Raw genomic sequence first — 23,418 nt, 5'->3', positions numbered from 1 at the left:
GTGGTGGTCGGCGTCGATCGCTCTTCGAACCGCGTCTCGGCCGCTTCTAGAGGGGCGTCTCGGTCACCCTTCGAGGAGCGTCTCGGCGAACTCCGTCGTCCGGTCGGTCAGTTCCGCGGTCGTCTCGGAGGTCCCGCGGAGGGCGTCGTTGATCGACGCGAAGAGCCGATCGAACGCGACGGCATCGGCGGATTCGTCGCCGAACGCGGCCCCGTCGTCGGTCGAGCGCCGCCACGCCGCCAGCGGGCGCGGTTCGAGCCCGCAGGTCGAACACGCGCGGTCGGAGGCGATCGGCTCGAAGCAGCCGCGACACCGACCGACTTCCGTCACGACCGTCTCGCCCAGTTCGACCGCGCGCCGAAGGTCGAACTGCAGGTCCGTCGCCGTCTCCGAAACCGTTTCGAGCAGCGAGGCGACCGCTGGATCGTGCTCGGAAGCGTCGACTGCCGCGAGGCGATCGAGGCGCACGTCGACGAGGTCGATCGCCAGGAGGACGTCGCGTCTGGTCTCGACGTAGTCGAGATCCGTCTCCTCGCCGTCCGCCAGCGCGGTCGGGAGCGACGTCGCGAGCGACGCGAACGAGGCCACGTCGGAGATGGTCGCCCCCTGTGCGCGGGTGATATCGCGAACGATCCGAAACAGGCCGTTCCGGTCCGCCGACAGCCCAGACAGCGACTCGGACTCCCGGAGCACGGTGAAACACCGATCGCAGACCGTCGCGAGCGAACTCTCGTGGACGGTTCCCTCGAGCGGCACGTCGCCGACGGGGTAGGTCCGGACGGCCGTCGACTCGCCGTCGCCGCCGACGGCGCCGCAGTGCTGACAGGTGTACTCGTCTCGGTCGAACACGGCTCGTCGATCGGCGCGCCACTCGCGGGAAGTCACGGCCGATCGATCACAGGGGGACGACAAAAGCACTCCGGCACCGACTGGGACCGACGGGGCCCGTCGTCGGCGTCTCTCGACGGCCGGCCCGAGGCTCGTGGATCCTGAGATCGCCCACCAATGCTAACCGATCGCACGACGTAGACGACGGCATGTCCGAGACGGAATTCGAACTGGAGCAAGCGTACGATCGGGCCGACCTCGCGGTGCTCTTCGAGGAGTTCGCGGCGGCCCTGGGGAGGGACCGGACGCTCCGAGTGCACACGGCCGAGCGGCGACTCGCCGTCGACTTCCCGTCGCGGCTGGTCGCCGAGCTGGAGGTCGAACGCGACGACGACGCCGACCCGCCGGTGGCGGAACTCGAACTCGAACTCGAGTGGGAGGACCCCGACGAGTCGAGCGTCCGCGTGGAGGCCGTCGACGACGAGGCGATCGGCCGGGAGGGCGAACCGGCGGCCGCCGAGGATCCGTCGGAAGACCCCGCCGCGGCGACGATGTCGCCGGAGGGGGTCGTCGGTCGGCGTCGATCAGGAGACGAGTCGGCCGGAACCACGGGCGGAGAGCGGGCCAGTCGCTTCGAGGTGTACCGGGATCGGGCCGACGAGTGGCGCTGGCGGCTCGTCCACTGGAACGGGAACATCATCGCCGACAGCGGCGAGGGGTACACCTCGCGATCGAACGCCAAACGCGCCGCCAGGAGTGTGATGCGCGCGGCGCCGACGGCGACGATCGAAGATCGGGACTGACGACGCGAGCCAGACGGCCGCCGCGATGCGAGAAGCCGTCGCGACTCACGACGGATCGGCGACGGAGAGATCGACGGCCGACGATCGGCCGCCGCGATCGTACTCGAGAGTCGGGGTCGCGTCCGCCGGCACGGCGTCGTACTGTCGCAGGAATCGGATCACGCCGCGTTTGCCGCCGAAGTCGCCGCGGTACCGCCGAAAGAGGTCGGGCACCGTCGCGACGTTTGCCTCGGCGTCGTACTGGACGGTTTCTTCGAGCGCCCACTCGATCGCAATGTCGAGTTCCTCGTCGACGTCCGTCGGGGAGTAGACCGCGATCGGCGGCGAGTGATCGCCGCCGGTCGCGAGCGCGAAGTGAACCCGGGGTTCGCACGCCGGGAGCCGAAAGCGCCGCTCGAATGACGAGGGAAACGGTCGGGGAAGGTAACCCAGCCCCCAGGGGAGTTTCGACCGCCGGAGCAGCCCGTGCTCGATGTCGTTGAGGCTGAGCCAGACGCCGCCGACGGGGATCCGATCGCGGGCGAAAAACCGCCAGCGATCGAGGACGCCGCCCTCGATCGGCTCTCGATCGTCGGTCTCCTCGAGCAGCACCTGCGTGTAGGCGTTGTAGCAGTTGAGCCAGAAGGACAGTTTGCGCTCGCGGGTCGACAGCGCCCGCTCGAGCTGCGACCGATCTATCGACGCGAGTCTCGATCGGAGCCAGTCGGGGTCGCCCTCCGTCTTCACCGTATACAGAAAATCGGCCGAGAGCGAGAGCGGATCGAGCTGGGTCGACATTCGAGTTACAGTTCGCCAGGCACGCTCTTGAAGCCGTGTGACGGCTCTCGACGACAGTCTTGACTGGAGATACGTCGGGCCTGGTTTTATTCGCCGGACCGTCGATAGTGTATCCGTGAACCTCAGCAAGGGGTATCTCCTCGTCCTCGTCGTGGTCTTTGCGTACCTCTCGCTTCAGCTGGTGCGGCCGTTCTTTCAGTACGTGCTCGCGGCGATCCTGCTGGCGTTCATCCTGTTTCCGCTCCAGCGGCGGCTCGAGGATCGCGCCTCGCCGACGATCGCCGCGTTCGCGCTCGTCGTCCTCGCCGTCGTCGGCTTCATCGTCCCGTTCGTCGTCGTCGCGGTGGCGATCGCCGAGGACGTCGCCGCGATGCTCCAGCAACTCGACCCCGAGATGCTCCAAATCGCGGCGATAGAGGAGCAGATCGCCGAGGAGACGGGAACGCAGGTCAACATCACCGAGCAACTGTCCGGGTCGGCCGAACAGATCGGCTCGATCGTCCTCGAACAGACGACCGCGTGGTTCAGCACGCTCACGCACGCGCTCGTGGGATTCGGACTCATGCTCTTTCTGCTCTACTACCTGCTGAAAGACGGCGCCAACCTCATGGCCTGGCTCAGGGACGTGACGCCGCTGCCGGCGGACGTACAGGACGACCTCTACGGCGAGCTCGCGGAGGTGATGTGGGCGGTGCTGGCCGGCCACGTCCTGATCGCGATCATCCAGGGCGTCATCGCGGGGCTCGGCCTGTTCGCCGCCGGCGTCCCGAACGCGGCGTTCTGGACGTTCGTCATGGTGATCCTCGCGCTGATCCCACTGATCGGCGCGCCGATCGTGTGGATTCCGGCCGTCATCTACCTCTTCCTGATCAACAGACCGGTCGCCGCGATCGCTCTGGCCGTCTACAGCGCCGTCGTCGTCGGCGTCTCCGACGACTACCTGCGCCCGATCGTCGTCGATCGATACGCCCAGATCAACCCCGCAGTCATCATCCTCGGCGTCCTCGGCGGGATCTACGCCTACGGCGTCATGGGACTGTTCTTCGGCCCGGTCATCATCGGCGCATTCATCGCCATCGTCAGCGTCGTCGACGAACAGTACAACCAACTGGAGGGCGAGTCGGGGACGATTTGAGAGCGAGTTCGATCGAGGTCCGAAGCAGGCGTATTGACGGTGTTCTTAGCACTCTCAATGGCGAGCATACGCGCCCTACCTTCTTCCTCTACTGATCGCCATCGGAATCGGACAGCCCCCTGGCCAATGACGCTTATTTACCGATGGGGGATGTCGGTCATCGATCGATGGTCGACGGCGAGTCACGGAGCCAATCGGTCCGGGAGCGCGTCGGTATCTCGCAGGAACTGACCTTGCTCGCCGCCGGTCAGTCCGAGCCAGTCTAGACGATCATCGAGTTTCAGGAGACGATCGAGAAACTCCCTCCGACGAGCGGGGCAAGTACTGATCGGCCGCGACGTCTCGGTCCACGAGAAATATAAGTTCCCGGAGACGAGCTACGTACCATGTCAGTTACCGACGCCGCGTCGACGGGGGAGACCATCGTCGACGAAGTCCTCTCCGCCGTCGTCGCCGATCGAACCGTCCTCGAGGAGATTCTCGCCGGAATACTCGCCCGCGGGCACGTTCTCATGGAGGACGTGCCAGGGACAGGGAAGACGCTGACGGCCCGATCGCTGGCCACCGCCCTCGGGCTCGAGTTCGCCCGCATCCAGTTCACGCCCGATCTCATGCCCTCCGACGTCACCGGCTCGTACGTCTTCGAGGAGGAGTCCGGCGAGTTTCACTTCACGCCGGGCCCGGTGTTCGCGAACGTCGTCCTCGCCGACGAGATCAACCGCGCGCCCCCCAAGACGCAGTCCGCGCTGCTGGAGGCAATGGAGGAGGGGCAAGTGACGGTCGACGGCGAGACCCACGATCTCCCGGATCCGTTCATCGTCATCGCCACGCAGAACCCCGTCGAGCAGGAGGGCACGTTCGAACTTCCGGAGGCCCAGCGCGACCGCTTCATGATCAAGACCTCGCTCGGCTACCCCGACGCCGACGGGACGCGCGAGTTGATCGACCGGCGGGCCGACCGCGACCGGCCTGATCCGACCGTCGACCCCGTCGTCGATCGCGAAACCGTACTGGAGCTCCAGCGCGCTCCCGAGACCGTCACCGTCGAGGGGCCGATCCGGGACTACATCGGTGCGGTGTGTCGAGCCACCCGGCGGGACGGGCGCGTCGACGTCGGCGTCTCGCCCCGAGGCGTCCAGCGGCTGTTCGAAGTGAGTCGGACGCGAGCCGTCCTCGAGGGCCGCGACTACGTCGTTCCGGACGACGTGACGGCGATCGCCGAGCCCGCGCTCGCCCACCGGCTGGTGCTCACGCCGGAGGCTAGCATCGACGGCGTCGATCGCCGTCGCGTCGTCGAGTCCGTGCTGAGCAACGTTGAGGTGCCGGCGATGGAGCCGCCCTCAGCGGAACAGTAGCCAGCCCCCGGCCACGAGCGCGGCGAGACCGCCGAGCGCGCCCGCCGTCGCGGGAATGGACAGAGCCGGGGCGAGCACCGCCGCCCCGAGCGCGCCGACCGTCGCGACGGGAACGCCGATCGCCGCGACGCCGCCGCTCCAGCCGATCCGGATGAGTTGCGGGCGACGTGACGAGCCGTCGCGACCGATCTCGCGCCCGAGCGTCCGCCCGTACCGACCGACGTCGTACGCGAAGAGCCCGGCCGCGATCGCGACGAACGAAACCAGCGCGGTGCGAATCGTCTCCAGCCCCGGAGCGGCGTCGGCGGTCCCCGCGAGAACGAGCCCGCCGGCGACGAGCGCGGCGGCGATCGCGGACGTCGGCGCGGGCCGCCAGTCCCAGTTCATCGCTCCGAGCGCGATCGCCGCCGCCGTGTAGCCGCCGCCCAGGACGATCGTCGCCGCGGTGAGGAGCCCGGCCGCGACGTCGTACCGGCCGCCGGTGGCGACGACCGCGACGGGAACGACGAGCAACACGCCGCAGACGCCGCCGACGACGACGGGGACGGCGACGCTGTTCCGACGGGTCGCTCGGGACCACGATTTTTGGATGGCCGTCCCGACGACGGCGATCGCGAGACTCGCGCCGGCTGCGGACGCGAGGATTCCGCGAACCGCGCCGCTGTCGGCGAGCGCGGCGAGGACCGGGTCGAGCGAGGCGACGAGCCAGGTGAGAACCGTCGCCGCGGCCACGAATCCGACCGCGCTCGCGGTTCCGATCCCGATCGCCCACGCGATCGCCGTTCGCCGCCTCGCGTACGACTCGAGTTCCGCCGGCGTCGAGAGCGCGGCCGGCGGGACGGCGAACGCGCCGAGCACCGCCGCGACCCCGGCGACGAGACACCAGCCGAGCAGTCCGGAGACGCCGTCGCCGGTGAGCCACAGCACCGTCGCGAGCGCCGATCGGGGGTCGCCGGCCGCGTAGACGCCGAAACAGAGGATCGCGGCGACGGCGGTCGCAACGCCGGTAGCGGTTGCGCCCGCGCCCGCACGCTCGAGCGCGGATGACGACGGCCGACCGGCGACGACGACGACGGCGGCGGCGCCCGCGATCGCGATCGCGATCGTCAGGACGACGCCGACCGGACCGCTCGCACCGACCACCACGGCGATCGAGCCGAGCGCGAGCGCGGGAAGGAACGCCGAGACGAGCGTCACGCGGCGGTAGCTACCGCCGAACCCGCGCGATACCGCGGCGATCGCGACGCCGAGGAGACCGCCGGCGGCGGCCATCGGGTGCGAACTGGCCAGGGCGAGCGCGCCGACGGCGGCCGCGACCGCGATCGCCCGCGCCGTCGTCGCCGGGGCCCGATCGTCGACGGCGGTCATCGCGTCTTCACCTCCCCGATGGCGTCGCGCAACACCAGCCCGAGCGGGCGCTCGAGGTCCCAGTCGACGACCCGGGCGCCGGTCGCGCGAGCCCGCGCGAGTCGGGTTCGGCGATCGAGCGCCTGCAGTCGCGTCGCGGTGTCGTCGCCGGCGGTGATATCGGGCGCGACCACGCGAACCGCGTAGCCGTGCGCCCGGAGTCGCTCGACCAAGTCGAGCGGGTGGTCGTCGACGAACGACGAGAAGAGGTACACCTGCGCCTCCCCGGGGAGCGTCCCGGCGAGCTCCTCGCCGGGATCGCCCCGCAGCGTCCGGACGGCCGTCCCCTCGAGGGTTCCCCGTCGCGTCGCCGATAGCAGCTCCGTCGCGCGTCGCCGCGTCTCGGGGTCGGTTCCGGGCGGAACGATCGCCAGCCGCCGATCGTGGACGGCGACGACGCCGGACGGGTGGCCCGTCGACAGCAGCGTCTCGACCGTCCGTCTGGCGGCGTCGGCCGACAGATCGACGGCCGGCGGATGGGCCGCCGTCGTCCCGACGAACTGGCTGCCGCGAGCGTCGACGACGCAGACGATCCGGGTTGCCCGCTCGGCGCGGTACTCGACGGTCGCCAGCTCGCGGGTGCCGGCGTACCGGCGCCAGTCGATCGCCCCGACCGGGTCGCCGGGCTCGTAGTCCCGGACGGAGTAGAACTCGACGCCGCTGCCGCCCTCGTCGGTCGGCACCTCGCCCGCGTAATAGTTCGTGCCGCCGCCGAGCGGCACCGTATCGACGGTCGGTGAACAGCGGATCGTCTCCTCGCCGGTCGCGCTCGCCGTCCGGGTCTCGACCACCGTTCCCGTCAGATCGCGGATTCGGATCGTCGCGTCGCCGAACCGGTGCTCGCCGCGCCGGAGGCGCAGTTCGTACTCGATCATCGCCGTCTCCAGCGGATCGAGCGCGACGCAGGTCCGCGGCGTTCCGGCCACGACCGGCAGCGACTCGGGAACCCCGTCGACGACGCGAAGATCGACGATCGGCTCCGAGCCGATGTTCCGGACGGCGGTCCGAACCGTCACGGTGTCGCCCGGATCGCCAGAGACGATCGACTCGGAGCGATCGTCGGCGTCTGTCGGGCTCGACTCCGACTCGCCATCGATCGCGACCCGCCGCTCGACTCGAATCATCGCCTCCTGACGGCTTCCCAGGACCGCCGCGGCGACGTACCACAGGGGTAGCGTGGCGGCGACGACGAGCAGCTGGCTGCCGACGGCGATCCCGGCACCGGCAATCGAAAGCGCCGCGACGACGGCCCACCCGCCGCGATCGACGCGATCGATCTCGCGATCGGCGCTCGGACGTCCGTCGTTCGGATCGCTCATCGAATCACCTCCGGCGCGGTCCGTGCCTCCGCCGCGTCCGCCTCGGCCCGCGGAATCGAGTCATCCGGCTCGCCTCGCGGGCTCGCACCGTCCGGTTCGGCTCCCGCCGACCCGTCGTCGAACGCCTCGATCGCGGCGGGAGAGTCGATCGCCTCGATGGCGCCGATCGTGCGACGAACGCGGCGCTGGTAGGCGGCCCCCGGGTCGATCGCCCCGCGCAACCGTTCCCCGAGCGGCTGTCGCCGGTCGGTCGCGAGGAACGCGGCGGCGACCGGGTCGTCCGTCCAGGTTCCCGATCGGAGGGCGGCACCGGCCGCTTCGGTGTCGAGGCCGCGGGTCCGGGTGAGCGCAGTGGCCGCCGCGTCGACGAGAACGTCGCGAACAGCCGCCGCCGAACCGGTCCCTTGACAGCGGTACCAACCGCCGGCGGCGGCGTCGAGTTTCCAGTCTAGGTCGCGACCGACCCGCCGGGTCGTTCGGGTGTCGGCCGTTTCGGGCGGTTCGCCCTCGACCAACGGGCGCTCGCCCGAGCGGTCGGCGAACCAGAGCCACCGGAGCGCGTAGACGGCGATCGCGACCCCGAAGACCGGGAACAGCACCGCGAGCGGGTACAACACGCCGACGAGCACCTGGGCAGTCGGAACGAATCCGCCGAACAGGAGCGCCCCGATCGCCAGGGCGGCCCCGCAGCCGACGACCGCGGTCGCGGCCTGGTTCGGGTCGATCGCCAGAAGTCGATCGAGCGGTCCCGATCCACCGGGCGACCGTCTTCTCCGGCTCATTGGTCGTCCTCCTCATCGTTCGGCGCGGAATCGATCAGGTCGGCCGCCGCCTCCCGCGCCCGCGCCACCCGGTCCGGCGACGGCTCGCGGCCGCCGTACTCGACATCGCGGACGATCGCGACGAGTTTAGTGACGGCGTCGGCCGGGAATCCGGTGGCGATCGCCCGGCGTGCGATCGCGCCGGGCGTCGCCGTTTCGCGACGGTTCACGCCGAGTCGATCGATCGCGGCGTGCCAGGCCTCACGGATCTCGGCGCGCGGCCCGCGGGGACCGAGCGGTTCGGCCGCGAGCGTCGGGCGGGCGTTTCCGGACTCGGTCCGATCGTCGTCGTCGGTATCGGAGCCGAACAGCGCGCTCCGCAGCGAGAAGCCGCCGCGCTTCGACGAGCCGCCGCCTCGCCCCGGCGAACCGAAGAGCGATCCGAACGACGGCAGCGTCCCCAGCGCGCCGCCGGCCGACGAGAGCGAGGCCCCGATCGACGGGAACGTCCACCCGAATCGCAGGCGCGGGAGGGAGAGTTCGGGGATCGACATCGATCGGCGCCGTCCGCGGAGCAACCCGGCGAGCGCCGCGAACGCGTCGGAGAGCCCCGCGAAGACGTCCGCGAGCGCGACGAAGACGGCCGCGAGTCCGGACCCCCGATGCCGGTCGCGAGTCGCGACGAACCGCAGGTACGTCACCGTTCCGCCGATGGCGAACCCCGGGATGAGCACGGCCAGGACCGCAAGCCGACGGTAGAGGTTCCCGACGGTGGCGGTCGCCGTTTCGGCGCCGACGTCGGCGGTCACCGTCACCTCGTCCTCCACCGGCAACCACACCCGCACCGTCCCGTCCGAGCCGGTCGTGTGCGTCTCCCCGTCCCCGAGCGACACCGTCGCGTCGTCGACGCCCGCGCCGTCGGCCGTCACTTGAACGGGCGCCGGCCCGCCGGGAAACAGCAGCGGCGAGGCGAACCGCACCGTCGGCTCGGCCACCTCGACGGTCCGTTCGCCCTCGACGGGACCGCGATCGACCCGCAGGTCGACCGGTCCGGCCGTCTCGGGGAGCACCACGGTCGCCTCCCCGTTCTCGTCGGTGATCGCGGCGTCCTCGCCGTCGACCGATACCGTCGCGTTGGCGACCGGCGTCGATCCGACCGCGACCGAGACGGCGTACTCCCGGGCCGGAACCGCCCCGTCGGTCGACGTGATCGTCGCCGCCGTCTCGACGTCGACCGTGCGCGAGAGGTTGTCCTCGGGAACCGCGACGTGCATCTCCTCCGCGTACGGAACGACGACGTCGGCCCTGCCGAAGTGATCCGCTTCGGTGACTTCCTCGCCGTTCACTTCGATCGACCGCCGGCTGAACGCGTTGATGTCCCTGAGGTCGATCGTCACCTCGTTTCCGGGCTCGATCGCGCCGTCGATCACGATGTCGGGGGAGGCCGGATCGTTGTCGTCGTTCCTGTCGTTCCCGTCGTTGTCGGCGTTCTCATCGTCGTTCGGCTGGTCCGAACCGTTCGCGTCCGTACTGAAATCCGGCGTCGAATCGATCGCGTCCCACTCGCCGGCGATCGGCTCCCCGCCAGCGGCGCCGGGCGGGTCGAGCCGAGGATCGGCCGCGGGGAGCGAGGTAGCGACGGTGAGGAGACACACCACGCACCCGAGGACGAACAGGAGTCGGCGGGCGTCGGTCACGATACCCCCTCCAGTTCGGCTGCCAGTCGCTGAAGTCGTCGAACGCGGGACTGGAGCGGCGGATGCGTCTCGGAGTCGCCGACCGTCGACGGCGTGCCGGCGAGCCACGACGAGACGCGCTCGCGGCGTCGCGGGGCGCCCGCCGACCGATCGAGATCGGGGACCGAGGTCGTCTCGTCGCCGGTGACGGGGACCGCCGGCACGACGCACAGCGCGCGGGTTCTGGCCGCGCGGAGGTCGTCTTCCGGGGGCGCCGTCGTCTCGTCGAGCGTCAGCAGCGCGGTCGCCAGCGCGAGGGGATTCCCGGTCATCCGCGCGGCGGCCGCGTCGGCGGCGAACTCCCGGGCGTGCGAAAGCGTCCGGGTCGCCCAGTCGGCGATCGCGGGAAACGCCCACAGAATCGGGGCGACGAAGACGTACGTCAGCGCGACCAGCGGGAGGAACCACCGGATCGCGACGCTCCCCCGGGTCGATAGCTCGCCGGGGTTCGTCAGCGCCCGGCGGGCGAGGCGCGCCGCGTGGTAGGACCGGTCGGCGATCTCGACGAACAGCGTCGCGATCGTCATCAGCGTCACGTCGCGGTTGGCGACGTGGGCGAGCTCGTGGGCGAGGACTGCCTCGAGTTCGTCGGCGTCGAGGCGGTCGACCAGCCCCGTCGTGACGACGATCGTCGCGTCGGTGAGCCGGCCGACGGTGTAGCAACTCGGCGTCTCGTCGTCGACGACGCGAACGGCCGGTTCGGGCACGTCCGCGGTCATCGCCAGTCGGCGGACGATCCGGGCGACCGCGTGCGTCGCGTCGTCGTCGCCGCCGCGGGTGCCGGACAGCACCCGCCGATAGCCGTAGTACGTTTGCGCCGCGAGGAAGGCCGCGACCACGAGCAGAAAGGCCGGCCACGAGACCGGCATCTGCAGGAAGTCGAACCCGATCGCGCCGCTCCGGGCGTAGACGATGCTCCCGGCGACGAGCCCCGGCATCAGGACGCCGTAGGCCCACAGCAGCGCGAAGACGAACAGCGCGTTCACCGCGACGAGCACCGCGAGGACGGCACAGATCCGCAGCCGAAATGTCATGGAAGACGTTAATTCGTGTTGGTGTTCATATCTATTAGACAAAAGTTTTCCGTGACCGATCGAAACGGCGCCGGCGTTCGGACCGATCGAACGGTGTGTCCGACGGTTGCACGCCGCGCGCGGGCCGGATCCGTCGGGCTTTTGCCTTCCCGGGCCCGACGGTGGAGCAACGACGAATGGCCCGGTACCACATCGAGACGTACGGCTGTACGTCGAACCGCGGGGAGAGCCGCGAGATCGAGCGGCGGCTCCGCGACGCCGGCCACTACCGGGTCGACGGGCCGGACGAGGCCGACGTCGCCATCCTCAACACCTGCACCGTCGTCGAGAAGACCGAGCGGAACATGCTGCGGCGGGCCGAGGAACTGGCCGAGGAGACCGCGGACCTGTTCATCACGGGTTGTATGGCCCTCGCCCAGGGCGAGGAGTTCGCGAAGGCCGACGTCGACGGCCAGGTGCTCCACTGGGACGAGGTCCCGGAGGCGGTCACCAACGGCGAGTGCCCGACCACCACGCCCGACGCCGAACCCGTGCTGGACGGCGTCGTCGGCATCCTGCCGATCGCACGGGGTTGCATGTCCGACTGCTCGTACTGCATCACGAAGCACGCGACCGGCAAAATCGACTCGCCGCCGATCGAGGAGAACGTCCGCAAGGCCGAGGCGCTGATCCACGCCGGCGCGAAGGAGCTTCGCATCACCGGCCAGGACACCGGCGTTTACGGCTGGGACACCGGCGAGCGGAGGCTGCACGAACTGCTCGATCGGATCTGCGACATCGAGGGCGACTTTCGCGTGCGCGTGGGCATGGCCAACCCGAAGGGCGTCCACGGCATCCGCGAGGAACTCGCCGGCGTCTTCGCCGCGAACGAGGAACTCTACGATTTCCTGCACGCGCCCGTCCAGTCCGGCTCGAACGACGTCCTCGGCGACATGCGCCGGCAACACCAGGTCGGGGAGTATCTCGAGGTCGTCGAGACCTTCGACGATCGCCTCGACTACTGGACGCTGTCGACGGACTTCATCGTCGGCTTCCCCACCGAGACCGATCGCGACCACGAGCAGTCGATGGCCCTCCTGCGGGAGACGCGCCCGGAGAAGGTCAACGTCACCCGCTTCTCGAAGCGGCCGGGGACCGACGCCGCGACGTTGAAGGGCCTCGGCGGAACGATCAAGAAGGAGCGATCGAAGGAGATGAGCGAACTCAAGCGCGAAATCGTCGGCGAGGCCTACGCGGAGATGGTCGGCGAGCGTCGCGAGGACGTGCTCGTGGTCGAGGAGGGAACGGCCGACTCCGTGAAGTGTCGCGACTCGGCCTACCGGCAGCTCATCGTCCAAAACGCGAGCGACCACGGACTCGAACCCGGCGACTTCGTCGACCTCGAAGTGACGGCCCACGAGACGATGTACGCGTTCGGGAAGCCGATCTGAGACCGGTTCAGGAGTTCTCCGCGATTCGCTCGAGCGCGACGACCAACCGACGGAAGAGGCGAAGGAATTCGATGACCCACTTGATGGCGTAGTAGTTGAATACGATGATCGACGCGGCGAGGAATCCGAGCAATATGTTCGTTGCGAGCACGGCGTACGCGAGGATCGCCACGACGACGAGCGCGAGGACGATTTGTACCAGCCCGATCGAACCAGACTGTGCGGTTTCGTCAACCATGTTACCGGTACATTCTTGCGCCGAGACATACCTTTTGATTAGCGGTTGGGTCCCGTTGACGAACGGTCGTTCAGGGATGGGACGAACCCGAGCGCCGATCCGGATCGGCCTTTCGATCCGAGAGCTACCGTCGACGCTCCGTCGATCGATTTTTACACCCCTGCTGAGAAGCCGGAGACGTGCTACCCGGCCCGACAGTGCTCCTTCAGGCGGAGACGACGCTGACCCCCGAGATCGCCGTCGTTTTCGCAATAATCGCGATCGTCCTCGTCCTTTTCATCGTCGGACCGGTGTCCGTGGACGTGACCGCGCTGGGGTTGCTCGTGACGCTCGTCGGTTGCAGGTGTTGTTGGCGATCGTAACGACGCTGAGTATCGCTTTCTTCTGGCCGCCCTGAGCGTCCCGATCGGAGCAGCGGTTCCGATTAGATTCGTCTCATCCCGTTGCCGTCGTATTGGCCCAGGTTCGGTTCGACTGAGCATCTTTCGTGAAGCGATGACACTCGGCGTCGAGCGAACCCGAGGTGGTTGCAGAACAGCCGCTATACTCGCCGTTTTCCAGCCAGAGAACGCGGATTCCGTCGTCACCGGACAGAAGTCCCTCCGACGAGCCCCGTTCGTGCGTCAGTTCGAGGCGGTACTGCACGCCCATCGCACACGAGTCGTTTTGCCGCGGGCGACCGGTGGAGTCGATGGAGACGCGGAACGTGTGCAAGTCCGCACCCGGCGGTGACGTCCGTTCCGTTCTGGCGGAGAGATCCGCCGTCTCGGTACCGGTTTCGATGAACGATACCCTCGTGTAGGACCCGTTCCCGTGGCTGCTGGACGCGTACGTCGCGACGTCGTCCGCGCATCCGGTTTCGACGCGTTCGAACGACGATACCGAGAGCTGCGGCGGTTCCGCTTCATCGCCGGTTATAGAAAGCGGACTGGCCGGTAGTGCGAGGAGTAACGTGCTACCACCTGCGAGACAACAGAGCAGGAGGGCTATTCCACGCGGAACGGTGGAGGACATGTATTCTGACCGTCGAAACACGGATTTATAAGATCACTGATGGAGTGAACGGTGCGAGACCGTAGTCGACAGCTTTCCTCCTGCGCTCGTTACTCGTCGGCTGTTTCGGCGCCGAGTGTACCGACGACCGATTCGATTTCCGATCGCGGAAGGGGTGAGATCCAGTCGTCGGCGACGTGGGCGTACCGAACCTCCCGATCGGCGTCGACGACGAACGCGGCTCGCCACGGGGTCGAGACGTCGGCCATGTGATCGCGATCGGTGAGCAGGTCGAGCGATTCGCTCACGGTCCCGTCGACGTCTGCGAAAAATCGAAAGTCGGGCCGACCGAGCCGGCGGAGGAACGCGCTCTGTGCGTAGGGACCGTCGCGGCTGACGCCGAGCACGGCGACGTCCTCGAACTCGCCCCAGCCCGCACGATCGAACCGTTTCCACCAGTTCCGGGCGATCGCGCTGAACGCGAAGCCCGTGGAGACGACGACTCCGCCGCGAGAGCCGAGTGCCTCGGAGAGGGGCGTCGATCGGAACGTCTCGCCGTCGCACAGCAGCGCCTCGAAGTCCGAGAGTGTTTCGCCGCGAGTCGGTGGCATACCGCCTACCTCTCGCTCGGGGTGCAAAACGTTCCGGGCGCCAGCAACCCGCATCCCGTGCCGATCGGCTCGACGAGGATAGGGCCGGAAGCGATCGGGGGCGAGACGATACCGGATCGAAACGGGGGCGATACCCACGTTTTTGCCGATCCGGGACGAACGTCCGGACATGATAACCCTGTACCAACTCGAGGGCTGTCCGTACTGCGAACTCGTCGCGGATCGACTCGACGATCTCGACATCGACTACGAGAGCGTCTGGGTCGAGGGGCTACACTCGAACCGAGACGAGGTCAAGCGCGTCTCCGGCCAGCGGCAGGTTCCCGTCATCGTCGACGACGAGCACGGCGTCACGATGGCCGAATCGGAGCGGATCGTCGACTTCCTGAATACCGCGTACGCCTGAGGAGACCGACGCCTGACGATCCGTTTCCGATCGCCCGATCGGCGACCGCGATTACGCGTCGGTCTCGCCGTCTTCGTCGCCCCCATCGTCCAGCTCGTGCGGGTCGAATCCCGGGTCCTCGACCGCCGGCGCACCGATCGCGAGGACGACACCCTCCTCGTCGCCGACGTTGCGGTGGCCGTGGCCGATTTCCGGCCGGGCCATCCAGCAGGCGCCGGGACCGACCTCGACGTACTCCTCCTTGCCCGATCGACCGAGTTTCAGCGAGAACTCGCCCTCCAGAACGTAGTAGAGCTCTTCCTGCTCGGCGTGGGCGTGGTAGGAGATCTCCTCGCCGGGTTCGAAGTACCAGAGCTTGATATTGACGCGTTCCGTCGGCAGAACTTCGTCGAGCGCCCGAATTCGCAGGTCCGGCGGGACGTCGACCGTCGAGAGGTCGGTCATCGGGACGTCGTCGGTGTGTACGACTTCGTACTCCATGCCGGTCGAGAACACACCGCAATCCGTGAAAAGCGTATTGACCGACGAACGCGCCGACGCGCCGATCGGTAGCCGCGTCGACCGTCGACTCGCGTCGATCGGGTCAGGACGTGCGAATCGATACCGACGTACCGATCAGTCTTCGGTCCACCACATCAACTCCTCCTTCTCGGCCCCGCAGTTCGGGCACGTTTCGGGGAGGTCGTCGTTGAGATTGCCCATCTCGCCGCAGTTCATACACCGCCACATGAGGTGGGCTTCGCCGAAGTCGTGGCCGGAACGGGCGTGTTCGATGCTGTAGCCCTCCATCCCCTCCCGCGTCGTCACGAAGAAGCCGCCCTCTTCGACCCCTCGGATCTTCCCGAGCACCGCGCCGTCCGCGTTGTAGACGGGTTCTCCGAGACCGATTGATGGGGCCTCCTCATCCGCTCGCTCCTCACCGTCCGCCTGGGGTTTCTCGCCGTGTCCGCTCATGGTTCGGTAGTCGACGGGAACTGGCGATCGCGTTCGGTCGTCGAGCCTGTTCGTCCCATACCGATCGCACGCCGCCGCTCACCAAAAGGGATGGGGCTGCAAAACGAGCGGTTCCGCGCGGACCGGCCGTTTCGCCCCGTTACGCATCGCCGACGATCGCGTCCCTAAGCCGCGGGACGACGTCCGTCGCGTCCTCGCGGAACGCGTAGTCGGCCCGATCGGCCAGCGGCGTCTCCTCGAGGTTCACGATCGCCAGCGTCGCGCCGCGATCGGCGGCCGTACGCGGCAGCGAGGCGGCCGGTTCGACGGTCAGCGACGATCCGATCGCGAGGAAGACGTCGGCCGACTGCGCGGCCGCCTGCGATTCGAGCCGAGCGTGATTCGGCAGGCGTTCGCCGAAGAGGACGGTGTCGGGCTTGAGAGCGCCGCCGCAGTCCTCGCAGGACGGCGGGAGGGCTCCGTCGCGGGCTCGCGCGACCGCGGGTTCGATATCGTACCGCCGTCGGCACGACCGGCAGACCGCCTTCGCGGCGGTTCCGTGGAGGCGAACGATCGACTCGGAGCCCGCGCCGGAGTGGAGACCGTCGACGTTCTGGGTGAGCAGCGTCTCGAGGTGGCCCGCAGCCTCGAGGTCGGCGAGCGCCTCGTGGGCCGCGTTCGGATCGATATCGTCGGCGAAGAACTCGTCGTGCAAGTCGAGGTGCTGCGTCCAGTACGCCCCCGGGTCGGTCCGGAAGCGATCGATGTGAAAGTCGCTCGGGTCGTACCGCCGCCAGAGGCCGTCGTCGCTACGGAAGTCCGGCACGCCGGAGGCGGTGGAGACGCCGGCACCGGTCAGCGCGACGACCTCGTCGGCGGTTCGAATCGTCCGCGCGACGGCCGCGAGGTCCTCGGACGTCACGGTCGATCGTTCGGGCGGGACGACCAAAAAGACGGACCCGATCGTCGAGTGACGATCGCGGCGGGGAATAGCGCGATCGTCACTCGACGACGACCGCGCCGTCCTCGTCGGGGATCGCCGTCCCCTCCTGGTCGGCGAACGCTGCGCGAACGCGATCGTAGGTGTCGTCGAGCGCTTCGACGATCACGGACGTGTCGCTTACGACGGGCATGAAGTTCGTATCGCCTCGCCACCGCGGGACGACGTGCGTGTGGAGGTGGTCGCCGATCGAGCCCCCGGCTCCCTCGCCGAGGTTGAGGCCCGCGTTGAAGCCGTCCGGCTCCATGGCCGTCTCGAGCGCGTCGAACGTGCGCTGTTTCAGCCGCGCGTGATCGAGCAGCTGCTCGTCGGTGAGATCGCCGTAGTCGCCGGTGTGAGTCCGGGGAATCACCATCGCGTGACCCGGATTGTACGGGTAGTTGTTCAGCATGACGAACGCGTGCTCGCTGCGCGCGACGATCAGGTGCTCCCGATCGGCGTCCATCGCCGGGAGTTCGCAGAAGACGCAGTCGTCGACGTCGGGATTCTTGTTCTCTCGCTTGATCCACTCGATCCGCCAGGGGGCGAAGACCTGCTCCATACTCGCTCTCGTGTATCGGATACCGCCGCGTCGGTAAGTTCCCTTCGCCGCGCCGCCCGGGTCGCGATCGATCCGAAACCGGTCCCCGTCGATCGGAGCGATACCGGCGTTCTCCCGCCGCGGTCACCGCCGGCGTTCGAGATGCGCGACGCGGTCGCGGCGGGACGGGTGCGCCGACAGCCCGCTCACCCTCGTTTCGACCGCGGAGAGCCACTCGCCGACGGCGTACGTTCGCTCGTCGTCCGTGTTCGGCCGTTCCGTGTACGGGACGACCCCGCGGAGCGCATCCGCGTCCACCAACGAGTTTGGTTCCGTCGTCCCTCCCTCGCCGTGCTCGTAGAGCACGAGCGCCACGACTGGAACCCGCACTCGCTCGCGGGAGCCGTCGTTTTCGAACCCCAGCGGCGACGACGGAATCTCCGCCCGGCGAAACGCCGGCTCGATCGAGTGGTCGTGTCGATCGGCCCACCGTTCGAACGCCGCCCCGAGTTCGTTCCTCGTCGGGCCGTCCCGATCGGCCGTTTCGACGTCCGCGTGGCGCCCCGCGGGCCAGCGGGTGACCCGATAGTCGACGATCGGCCCGCGTTCGCGGAGGCGGTGCAAGCGGTCGACGACGGCTTCAACCCGCTCGACGATCGGCCCCGGAACGGTAGCTCGGACGTAACACTCGACCCGGAGATCGTCGTCCGGGTCAATGGCGACCGGCGGTCCCGCGGGCTCACCGAGCGACATTGCCATCCTCCGTACGTCGGGCGAGGTTCGGTTCGACGAGCGAGTCGAGGGTGGACGGCAGCGCGAGTATCGGTAAGTGGTGTGTACACGGGGACATCGTCGGTAGAGAATGCGGCGACGACCCAAAGTATAAAGCTTGGATGAGCCGTGTCAGTCGCGTAACGGGCCGCAGCCGTCGTCGACCGATCACACGGCGACTGGGTCCGCTCGAGCGCGGATTTCGATCGGTGATCGCGGGTATCGGCGGCCCGTCCGATCAGCTCGATTCCTGCGCGGTCGGCCGCCCTGACACGGGGATCCGATCGCCGAACGCCGACGGGAGGCACGCTGAACGGACGGTGACATCGCGGCCAACGGCGACGGCGATGCGATACTGCGATCGGCGCGAAAAATCACGAAAAGCGAACCAACGGGGCGAGTGATACGCCCCGTCACGCTGTCGCGAGAAGCATCAGGTTACCGATAGCGGTTCGAGCGCGGTCAGTAAACCGTATTGAACATTCTCAACGATTGCTATCGGAACAGTAATCCTGTATTGCGATTCTTCCGACTCGCGTTTCGAAATGAAAGAGGGGTTTAAGAGGGAGCTACGTCTACGGACCTGGCAATGGCAACGACAGACAACTCGTTCAACGGGATGACCGAACGCTGTGACGAATGCGAGCTGAACACGCTCCACGAAATCACCGTTCAGATCCGAACCGAGAGCCTCGAACACGAGAACGCCCAGTTCTCCCGCGAACCCTATCGCGTCGCCGAGTGCCAGCGGTGCGGTCACCGGACCAGCCAGCGGATGAACAACGCCTGATCGCCCCTCGGCGTCAGATCCGGCGCGTAACCGATCGCACGATCGGAATTCGCGAGAACGCACTCGACGGTTCGGTCCCCGTATCTTCGCTCACCCCGTCGTCACTTCGCAGCCGTTCTCGGTGACGATGACGGTGTGCTCTTTCTGGCTGACGAGGTAGCCCTCGTTTTCCTTGAGGACCGGATAGCCGTGGACGATGTCGTTTCGCTTGAGCCGGCGCAGCGCCATCTCCGCCCGATCGGTCTCCAGCCAGCGCGTCGCGAACGGGAGCGTCCGGAACTCCTCGGTGATCTGGTCGAGGGCCTCGCGAGCCTGCCGATTCCGGACGGTGCCCTCGCGCTGGAGCGAGAAGATCTCCTCGGTGGCACCCTCCGTGACCTTCCCGCCGCCGTCGGTCGCGAACGGCTCGATCGCGACGACGTCGCCGACCTCGAGCGTCGTCCCCTGCGAGACCGCGCGGTTGGGGATGTTCGGACTGGTGTGTTGCTCCCAGTGACCCAGCCCGTGACCGGTGAGGTTGACCACGGGGTTGAAACCGTAGCCGTCGATTACGTCCTCGATCTCGGCGCCGATCGCGCCCGTGTCGACGCCGGGTTCGATCACCTCGATCGCCGCCTCGAGGGCCTGCTCGGAGGCTTCGGCGAGTTCGGGATTCCCGGAGAGGTCGACCGTGATCGCGGTGTCGGCCAGCCAGCCGTCGATGTGGACGCCGATGTCGAGGTTGATCATCTCCTCGCCGAACGCGGTCTCGTCGTCGATCGACGGGGTCGCGTGGGCGGCCTCCTCGTCGATCGAGATGTTCACCGGGAACGCCGGCTTCCCGCCCAGTTCCCGGATCCGCTCTTCGGCGTACTCGGCGATCTCGAGGTGGCTGACGCCGACCTCGACGCGTTCGGCCGCCTCTTCGCGCACTTGCGCGAGGATCGCGCCCGCCTCGCGGTGTTTCTCGTACTGCTCGGACTCCAAGTCCACCTCGGATTCGGCCATGGGACGGGGTTGTATCGGTCGACAAAAAGAGGTTCCGCCTCTCACCGAGACCGCGCGCTCCCCTCGTACCGATCGACCGACGCGAACCGATCGTCGATCCAGGTGCACTTCGCACAGGTGTCGAGACCCTGAACGTTCGACAGCGCCGCGCCGCAGTCGGGACACCGGCGCGCGGCGTGGTGCGGGAGTTCGAGCATCACTCGCGGAGAAGGTCACGACAATATTAACTCTAGCTTTCGTCGATCGTCGAACTCGGCTGCGATCGAGGGGCGTCATCGCGGTCGCCGACGCCGTGGTCCGACTCTTTCAGCGGGAAACGTTTCGTATCGTCCGCGAATTTCGCGAAACGGTCGCCGGCGACTATGCCGATCGGGCGCCTCGATCGAGGTGGCGTGAGAGACGCCACCGAATCCGAGCGAGATGCCGCCGGGCCGAACGGCTGAGCGTCCGCCTCGAAACCGACGCCCCGAGACGGTACCCGGCGGGTGGGTGCCCGGTTTCGAGGGCTCAGAGTTCTTTTCGTGCGGTCTGCATCGCGTCGCTGTTGTACGCCGCTCCCGGGCTCCCCCGCGCGTCGATCGCGATCACGCCGGCGGTCGACCCCGTGAGCTCCGCGAACTCCTCGATCGCGAGTTCCGCCGCCGTCTCGGCGTCGCGGCCCCGTTCGACGTGGCGAGCCACGCGCCGCGAGAGCGTCACGCGGGCGATGTCCTCGCCCGCGCCCGTCGCGCTCACCGCGGCGGCGGGCGAACAGTAGAAGCCGGATCCCGCCTGCGGCACGTCGCCGACGCGTCCCGCGAGCGCGAGCCACCGCCCGCCCGTGGAGGTCGCCGCGGCGAGGCGGGTGCCGTCGGACGCGACCGCGCCGACCGTGTCGTGGTCGTGCTCGTCGATCGGGCCGGCGCCGCGATCGGCGGCCGCTCCGTCGTCGGTCGCGTCGGCCCGATCGCCCGCCGTGCTGCCCTCGCGGCCGTCGGGATCCGATCGACCGTATCGATCGCGGATCCACGCCAGTTCCGCCCGGACGCCGCCGGTCGGCGGATCGAGCTCCGACCACTTCTCGCGCGTTCGATCGGTCCAGAGGCCGACGCCCGTCTCGACGTCGAAGACCTCGGCCAGCGCGACGGCGTGATCGCCCGAGACGAACCCGTGGGGCGTCTCCTCCATGACGACCCTGGCGACACCGATCGCGTGTTCGACGTCAGGCATCGAACAGGCGGCTCCGACGGCTCGATCGTCCGTCATGATCCCCGCGTCGGTTCGGATCCGCCCGTCGCTCTGGACGGCGCTTCCGACACCGGCGTTGAACCGGGGCGAGGATTCGAGGCGCTTGACCGCGATCTCGACGGCGTCGACGGGCGATGCGGCCGACGCACCGGCCGCGGCCGCCGCCTCGAGTACTTCGCGTCGCCGTTCTGGTTCGTCGGGAACGCTGCCCGCACCGCCGTGAACGAGCACCTGCATGCCCGGACTTCCGCGGGCGCGGACCTAACACGTTTCCGTCGACGCGCCCGCCGGATCGAATCCCGTACACTTACTTCGCCGGCTTGAGAACCGACGGGGAGAATGACCACGACGCCGATCGGTCCGCTCGTCACGTTCTGCATCGCGATGGCGGCGATCGCAATCGGACGGCTGGCGCGCGGCGACGAGCGGGACCCTGTCGATGCCGGCGCGACACTGATCGTCGTCGGAGTGACGTGGGTTACCGCGGTCCGACTCGCGTTCGAGTACGGGTGGGTGGCGGCGACGGCGCAGACGCTGCTGGGGACCGTCGGCGGCGCGATCGTCTGCGCCGGGCTCGGCGTGATGGTCCGCCACTGGAACGGCGAGGCGGGCGCCTTCGTCGCGTCGCGCCGACGCGGCACCGGCGACGACGCCGACGTCGGATCGGACTCCGAGACCGAGGGCGACCGCGATCGCGCGTGATCGTCGGTCGGGTCCCGATCGACGGGGACGAACGGTTGCAGCGGTGAGACGATCGGTCGGCGTCGTCCCGTCGATCTACGAGTGATTATATAACGATTGAATAGCGGATTTTCGCGTCTGACGATCTCTCGGGGACGGTTTCCGCACGATCGGAGCGAATGCCCCCGTTTCCACTGGGACAACGTTTGCCACTGACGGCGGAAATGGTAGGTCTTTTACCCCCATCGAAGCACCGTACAGACGAGATGAGTTACGACCAGATCGAGGTCCCCGAGGACGGGGAAAAGATTACGCTGAAAGAGGGAACCGAGGACGAACTCGAGGTCCCTGACAACCCGGTCATCCCGATTATCTACGGTGACGGCGTCGGGAAGGACGTCGGTCCCGCCGCCCAGAAGGTGCTGGAGGCCGCCGCGGAGGCGACCGGCCGCGAGATCAACTGGATGCGCGTCTACGCCGGCGAGTCCGCCCGCGAAAAGTACGACGAGAACCTCCCCGACGAGACCGTCGAGGCGATCAAGGAACACCGCGTCGCCATCAAGGGTCCCCTGACGACGCCCGTCGGTGCCGGCTTCCGATCGCTCAACGTCGGCCTGCGCAAGCTACTCGATCTCTACGCGAACGTCCGCCCGACCTACCACTTAGACGGCGTTCCGTCGCCCGTCTCCGAGCCGGAGCAGATGGATATGGTCACCTTCCGCGAGAACACGGAGGACGTCTACGCCGGCATCGAGTGGGAAGCCGGCACCGACGAGGTCGAGGAAGTCAAGGAGTTCGTCGAGCAGGAGATGGGCCAAACGGGGATCATCCACGACGGACCGGTCGGCATCGGCGTCAAGCCGATCACCGAGTTCGGCACCAAGCGCCTGGTCCGACGCGCGATCGATTACGCCCTCGAGCACGATCGCGATTCCGTGACCCTCGTACACAAGGGTAACATCATGAAGTTCACCGAGGGCCAGTTCCGCGACTGGGGCTACGAGGTCGCCGAGGAGGAGTACGGCGACGAGGTCATCACCGAGGACACCCTCTGGGAGGAGCGCGACGGCGAGGCGCCCGACGACGCGGTCGTCGTCAACGACCGGATCGCGGACAACATGCTCCAGCAGCTGCTCACCCGCACCGAGAACTACGACGTCATCGCGACGATGAATCTCAACGGGGACTACCTCTCGGACGCCGCCGGCGCCCAGATCGGCGGCCTCGGCATCGCACCGGGCGCCAACTTCGGCGACGGCCGCCTGCTCGCCGAACCCGTCCACGGCTCCGCGCCCAAGTACGAGGGTCAGGACAAGGTCAACCCGACCGCGATGATCCTCTCGGGCCGCATCATGCTCGAGTACCTCGGCTGGACCGACGCGGCCGACCTCGTGCGCGACGCCGTCGAAGAGACCATCTCCTCCGGCAAGGTCACCTACGACCTCGAACGACAGCTCGACGGCGCCGAGAAGCTCGCCACCAGCGAGTACGCCGACGAAGTCGTCAGCAACATCGAAAAACTGTCGTAGGCAGTTTTTCGAGTAGTCAGAGCGCTGTGCGTTCTGACGTTCTCGTAGCACTGACCTCGCGCGCTCGAGAACCGTTCGTCGACCGTCTCCCGCCCTCTCGTTTTCCGTATCACGCTCCGGGCGCCGGCGTCCGCCGAACCGCGGGGC

Annotated in this window: 27 protein-coding genes; 9 read left to right on the top strand and 18 right to left on the bottom strand. The window is 68.2% G+C overall.

Annotation, left to right across the window (positions count from 1 at the left end; all coding sequences use genetic code 11):
• Positions 1-63: 63 nt before the first annotated feature.
• The gene (locus tag MUH00_RS11150; RefSeq protein ID WP_246998509.1) at positions 64-885 is read right to left on the bottom strand and encodes an HNH endonuclease; all 822 of its coding nucleotides are present in this window, start codon (positions 883-885) and stop codon (positions 64-66) included.
• A gap of 152 nt (positions 886-1,037) precedes the next feature.
• On the opposite strand from MUH00_RS11150, the gene MUH00_RS11145 reads away from it, so the two are divergent.
• Positions 1,038-1,631 carry an amphi-Trp domain-containing protein gene (locus MUH00_RS11145; protein ID WP_246998507.1) on the top strand — a complete coding sequence of 198 codons (594 nt, stop codon included), beginning with the start codon at positions 1,038-1,040 and terminating at the stop codon, positions 1,629-1,631.
• Between the two features lie 45 nt (positions 1,632-1,676).
• Here MUH00_RS11145 and MUH00_RS11140 read toward each other — a convergent pair whose 3' ends face one another.
• Complete coding sequence (locus MUH00_RS11140; RefSeq protein ID WP_246998505.1) at positions 1,677-2,408, bottom strand: DUF547 domain-containing protein; 732 nt, start codon at positions 2,406-2,408, stop codon at positions 1,677-1,679.
• A 115-nt stretch (positions 2,409-2,523) separates the two neighbouring features.
• Between MUH00_RS11140 and MUH00_RS11135 the strand changes: the two genes are divergently transcribed.
• Both MUH00_RS11135 and MUH00_RS11130 read left to right on the top strand, forming a co-directional pair.
• A complete protein-coding gene (locus MUH00_RS11135; RefSeq protein WP_246998504.1) occupies positions 2,524-3,543 on the top strand; it encodes an AI-2E family transporter in 1,020 nt (339 codons plus the stop codon).
• 386 nt (positions 3,544-3,929) lie between these two features.
• On the top strand, positions 3,930-4,898 hold the full coding sequence (locus tag MUH00_RS11130) for an AAA family ATPase (protein WP_246998502.1): 969 nt from the start codon (positions 3,930-3,932) through the stop codon (positions 4,896-4,898).
• Here MUH00_RS11130 and MUH00_RS11125 read toward each other — a convergent pair.
• From MUH00_RS11125 to MUH00_RS11105, 5 genes are read right to left on the bottom strand one after another with little or no spacing between them, the layout of a single operon-like run.
• Positions 4,884-6,266 carry a hypothetical protein gene (locus MUH00_RS11125; protein ID WP_246998500.1) on the bottom strand — a complete coding sequence of 461 codons (1,383 nt, stop codon included), beginning with the start codon at positions 6,264-6,266 and terminating at the stop codon, positions 4,884-4,886. The two genes, MUH00_RS11130 and MUH00_RS11125, sit on opposite strands and share 15 nt — an antisense overlap.
• On the bottom strand, positions 6,263-7,624 hold the full coding sequence (locus tag MUH00_RS11120) for a DUF58 domain-containing protein (protein WP_246998498.1): 1,362 nt from the start codon (positions 7,622-7,624) through the stop codon (positions 6,263-6,265). The genes MUH00_RS11125 and MUH00_RS11120 overlap by 4 nt, the downstream gene beginning before the upstream one ends.
• Positions 7,621-8,406, bottom strand: a complete 786-nt coding sequence (locus MUH00_RS11115; RefSeq protein WP_246998496.1) for a DUF7269 family protein — start codon at positions 8,404-8,406, stop codon at positions 7,621-7,623. Before MUH00_RS11115 ends, MUH00_RS11120 begins: the two co-directional genes overlap by 4 nt.
• On the bottom strand, positions 8,403-10,082 hold the full coding sequence (locus tag MUH00_RS11110; protein ID WP_246998494.1) for a DUF4129 domain-containing protein: 1,680 nt from the start codon (positions 10,080-10,082) through the stop codon (positions 8,403-8,405). The genes MUH00_RS11115 and MUH00_RS11110 overlap by 4 nt, the downstream gene beginning before the upstream one ends.
• Positions 10,079-11,155 carry a M48 family metalloprotease gene (locus tag MUH00_RS11105; protein ID WP_246998492.1) on the bottom strand — a complete coding sequence of 359 codons (1,077 nt, stop codon included), beginning with the start codon at positions 11,153-11,155 and terminating at the stop codon, positions 10,079-10,081. The genes MUH00_RS11110 and MUH00_RS11105 overlap by 4 nt, the downstream gene beginning before the upstream one ends.
• A 176-nt stretch (positions 11,156-11,331) precedes the next feature.
• Here MUH00_RS11105 and MUH00_RS11100 point away from each other — a divergent pair, with 176 nt between their 5' ends.
• A complete protein-coding gene (locus MUH00_RS11100) occupies positions 11,332-12,585 on the top strand; it encodes a tRNA (N(6)-L-threonylcarbamoyladenosine(37)-C(2))-methylthiotransferase (protein ID WP_246998484.1) in 1,254 nt (417 codons plus the stop codon).
• Positions 12,586-12,592: 7 nt separating this feature from the next.
• On the opposite strand, the gene MUH00_RS11095 is transcribed toward MUH00_RS11100, so the two are convergent.
• A complete protein-coding gene (locus MUH00_RS11095) occupies positions 12,593-12,823 on the bottom strand; it encodes a hypothetical protein (RefSeq protein WP_246998482.1) in 231 nt (76 codons plus the stop codon).
• Positions 12,824-13,002: 179 nt separating this feature from the next.
• Between MUH00_RS11095 and MUH00_RS11090 the strand changes: the two genes are divergently transcribed.
• Positions 13,003-13,185 (top strand): hypothetical protein, encoded by a 183-nt coding sequence (locus tag MUH00_RS11090; RefSeq protein WP_246998480.1) that lies wholly within the window; start codon positions 13,003-13,005, stop codon positions 13,183-13,185.
• 73 nt (positions 13,186-13,258) lie between these two features.
• Here MUH00_RS11090 and MUH00_RS11085 read toward each other — a convergent pair whose 3' ends face one another.
• Both MUH00_RS11085 and MUH00_RS11080 read right to left on the bottom strand, forming a co-directional pair.
• Positions 13,259-13,837: a hypothetical protein gene (locus MUH00_RS11085; RefSeq protein ID WP_246998478.1), complete on the bottom strand. Its 579-nt coding sequence runs from the start codon at positions 13,835-13,837 to the stop codon at positions 13,259-13,261.
• A gap of 89 nt (positions 13,838-13,926) precedes the next feature.
• Positions 13,927-14,427 (bottom strand): redoxin domain-containing protein, encoded by a 501-nt coding sequence (locus MUH00_RS11080; RefSeq protein ID WP_246998476.1) that lies wholly within the window; start codon positions 14,425-14,427, stop codon positions 13,927-13,929.
• A 169-nt stretch (positions 14,428-14,596) separates the two neighbouring features.
• Between MUH00_RS11080 and MUH00_RS11075 the strand changes: the two genes are divergently transcribed.
• The gene (locus MUH00_RS11075; RefSeq protein WP_246998474.1) at positions 14,597-14,833 is read left to right on the top strand and encodes a glutaredoxin family protein; all 237 of its coding nucleotides are present in this window, start codon (positions 14,597-14,599) and stop codon (positions 14,831-14,833) included.
• A 51-nt stretch (positions 14,834-14,884) separates the two neighbouring features.
• Here the strand turns inward: MUH00_RS11075 and MUH00_RS11070 are convergent, their stop codons facing one another.
• The 5 genes from MUH00_RS11070 to MUH00_RS11050 form a co-directional block, all read right to left on the bottom strand.
• Positions 14,885-15,313: a cupin domain-containing protein gene (locus tag MUH00_RS11070; RefSeq protein WP_246998472.1), complete on the bottom strand. Its 429-nt coding sequence runs from the start codon at positions 15,311-15,313 to the stop codon at positions 14,885-14,887.
• 135 nt (positions 15,314-15,448) lie between these two features.
• Positions 15,449-15,787 (bottom strand): DUF7130 family rubredoxin-like protein, encoded by a 339-nt coding sequence (locus tag MUH00_RS11065; RefSeq protein ID WP_246998465.1) that lies wholly within the window; start codon positions 15,785-15,787, stop codon positions 15,449-15,451.
• 139 nt (positions 15,788-15,926) lie between these two features.
• Positions 15,927-16,688 (bottom strand): SIR2 family NAD-dependent protein deacylase, encoded by a 762-nt coding sequence (locus MUH00_RS11060; protein ID WP_246998463.1) that lies wholly within the window; start codon positions 16,686-16,688, stop codon positions 15,927-15,929.
• Positions 16,689-16,767: 79 nt separating this feature from the next.
• Complete coding sequence (locus tag MUH00_RS11055) at positions 16,768-17,307, bottom strand: HIT family protein (RefSeq protein WP_246998461.1); 540 nt, start codon at positions 17,305-17,307, stop codon at positions 16,768-16,770.
• A gap of 123 nt (positions 17,308-17,430) precedes the next feature.
• Complete coding sequence (locus tag MUH00_RS11050) at positions 17,431-18,039, bottom strand: HTH domain-containing protein (RefSeq protein WP_246998459.1); 609 nt, start codon at positions 18,037-18,039, stop codon at positions 17,431-17,433.
• A gap of 607 nt (positions 18,040-18,646) precedes the next feature.
• Here MUH00_RS11050 and MUH00_RS11045 point away from each other — a divergent pair.
• Positions 18,647-18,847, top strand: coding sequence for a DUF7835 family putative zinc beta-ribbon protein (locus MUH00_RS11045; RefSeq protein ID WP_246998457.1), 201 nt, complete (start codon positions 18,647-18,649; stop codon positions 18,845-18,847).
• A 90-nt stretch (positions 18,848-18,937) separates the two neighbouring features.
• On the opposite strand, the gene map is transcribed toward MUH00_RS11045, so the two are convergent.
• From map to MUH00_RS11030, 3 genes are all read right to left on the bottom strand, one after another.
• Positions 18,938-19,834: a type II methionyl aminopeptidase gene (gene map, locus MUH00_RS11040; RefSeq protein ID WP_246998455.1), complete on the bottom strand. Its 897-nt coding sequence runs from the start codon at positions 19,832-19,834 to the stop codon at positions 18,938-18,940.
• Between the two features lie 41 nt (positions 19,835-19,875).
• Positions 19,876-20,031: a hypothetical protein gene (locus MUH00_RS11035; RefSeq protein WP_246998453.1), complete on the bottom strand. Its 156-nt coding sequence runs from the start codon at positions 20,029-20,031 to the stop codon at positions 19,876-19,878.
• Positions 20,032-20,341: 310 nt separating this feature from the next.
• Positions 20,342-21,298 (bottom strand): isoaspartyl peptidase/L-asparaginase, encoded by a 957-nt coding sequence (locus MUH00_RS11030; protein ID WP_246998451.1) that lies wholly within the window; start codon positions 21,296-21,298, stop codon positions 20,342-20,344.
• 102 nt (positions 21,299-21,400) lie between these two features.
• Here MUH00_RS11030 and MUH00_RS11025 point away from each other — a divergent pair, with 102 nt between their 5' ends.
• A complete protein-coding gene (locus tag MUH00_RS11025) occupies positions 21,401-21,763 on the top strand; it encodes a hypothetical protein (RefSeq protein WP_246998450.1) in 363 nt (120 codons plus the stop codon).
• A 245-nt stretch (positions 21,764-22,008) separates the two neighbouring features.
• On the top strand, positions 22,009-23,271 hold the full coding sequence (gene icd, locus MUH00_RS11020; RefSeq protein ID WP_246998448.1) for an isocitrate dehydrogenase (NADP(+)): 1,263 nt from the start codon (positions 22,009-22,011) through the stop codon (positions 23,269-23,271).
• Positions 23,272-23,418: the final 147 nt, after the last annotated feature.

Source organism: Halosolutus gelatinilyticus (genome assembly GCF_023028105.1).
Taxonomy (GTDB): Archaea; Halobacteriota; Halobacteria; order Halobacteriales; family Natrialbaceae; genus Halosolutus; species Halosolutus gelatinilyticus.
This window is presented reverse-complemented; position numbering and strand designations above follow the sequence as displayed.

Excerpts from the sequence above, each read along its gene's own strand:
- MUH00_RS11100 (WP_246998484.1), top strand. The coding sequence starts at position 11,332 with ATGGCCCGGTACCACATCGAGACGTACGGCTGTACGTCGAACCGCGGG.
- map (WP_246998455.1), bottom strand. The coding sequence starts at position 19,834 with ATGGCCGAATCCGAGGTGGACTTGGAGTCCGAGCAGTACGAGAAACAC.
- MUH00_RS11045 (WP_246998457.1), top strand. The coding sequence starts at position 18,647 with ATGGCAACGACAGACAACTCGTTCAACGGGATGACCGAACGCTGTGAC.
- MUH00_RS11050 (WP_246998459.1), bottom strand. The coding sequence starts at position 18,039 with ATGTCGCTCGGTGAGCCCGCGGGACCGCCGGTCGCCATTGACCCGGAC.
- MUH00_RS11120 (WP_246998498.1), bottom strand. The coding sequence starts at position 7,624 with ATGAGCGATCCGAACGACGGACGTCCGAGCGCCGATCGCGAGATCGAT.
- icd (WP_246998448.1), top strand. The coding sequence starts at position 22,009 with ATGAGTTACGACCAGATCGAGGTCCCCGAGGACGGGGAAAAGATTACG.
- MUH00_RS11025 (WP_246998450.1), top strand. The coding sequence starts at position 21,401 with ATGACCACGACGCCGATCGGTCCGCTCGTCACGTTCTGCATCGCGATG.
- MUH00_RS11140 (WP_246998505.1), bottom strand. The coding sequence starts at position 2,408 with ATGTCGACCCAGCTCGATCCGCTCTCGCTCTCGGCCGATTTTCTGTAT.
- MUH00_RS11030 (WP_246998451.1), bottom strand. The coding sequence starts at position 21,298 with ATGCAGGTGCTCGTTCACGGCGGTGCGGGCAGCGTTCCCGACGAACCA.
- MUH00_RS11115 (WP_246998496.1), bottom strand. The coding sequence starts at position 8,406 with ATGAGCCGGAGAAGACGGTCGCCCGGTGGATCGGGACCGCTCGATCGA.
- MUH00_RS11075 (WP_246998474.1), top strand. The coding sequence starts at position 14,597 with ATGATAACCCTGTACCAACTCGAGGGCTGTCCGTACTGCGAACTCGTC.
- MUH00_RS11085 (WP_246998478.1), bottom strand. The coding sequence starts at position 13,837 with ATGTCCTCCACCGTTCCGCGTGGAATAGCCCTCCTGCTCTGTTGTCTC.
- MUH00_RS11035 (WP_246998453.1), bottom strand. The coding sequence starts at position 20,031 with ATGCTCGAACTCCCGCACCACGCCGCGCGCCGGTGTCCCGACTGCGGC.
- MUH00_RS11055 (WP_246998461.1), bottom strand. The coding sequence starts at position 17,307 with ATGGAGCAGGTCTTCGCCCCCTGGCGGATCGAGTGGATCAAGCGAGAG.
- MUH00_RS11080 (WP_246998476.1), bottom strand. The coding sequence starts at position 14,427 with ATGCCACCGACTCGCGGCGAAACACTCTCGGACTTCGAGGCGCTGCTG.
- MUH00_RS11105 (WP_246998492.1), bottom strand. The coding sequence starts at position 11,155 with ATGACATTTCGGCTGCGGATCTGTGCCGTCCTCGCGGTGCTCGTCGCG.
- MUH00_RS11095 (WP_246998482.1), bottom strand. The coding sequence starts at position 12,823 with ATGGTTGACGAAACCGCACAGTCTGGTTCGATCGGGCTGGTACAAATC.
- MUH00_RS11125 (WP_246998500.1), bottom strand. The coding sequence starts at position 6,266 with ATGACCGCCGTCGACGATCGGGCCCCGGCGACGACGGCGCGGGCGATC.
- MUH00_RS11130 (WP_246998502.1), top strand. The coding sequence starts at position 3,930 with ATGTCAGTTACCGACGCCGCGTCGACGGGGGAGACCATCGTCGACGAA.
- MUH00_RS11070 (WP_246998472.1), bottom strand. The coding sequence starts at position 15,313 with ATGGAGTACGAAGTCGTACACACCGACGACGTCCCGATGACCGACCTC.
- MUH00_RS11065 (WP_246998465.1), bottom strand. The coding sequence starts at position 15,787 with ATGAGCGGACACGGCGAGAAACCCCAGGCGGACGGTGAGGAGCGAGCG.
- MUH00_RS11145 (WP_246998507.1), top strand. The coding sequence starts at position 1,038 with ATGTCCGAGACGGAATTCGAACTGGAGCAAGCGTACGATCGGGCCGAC.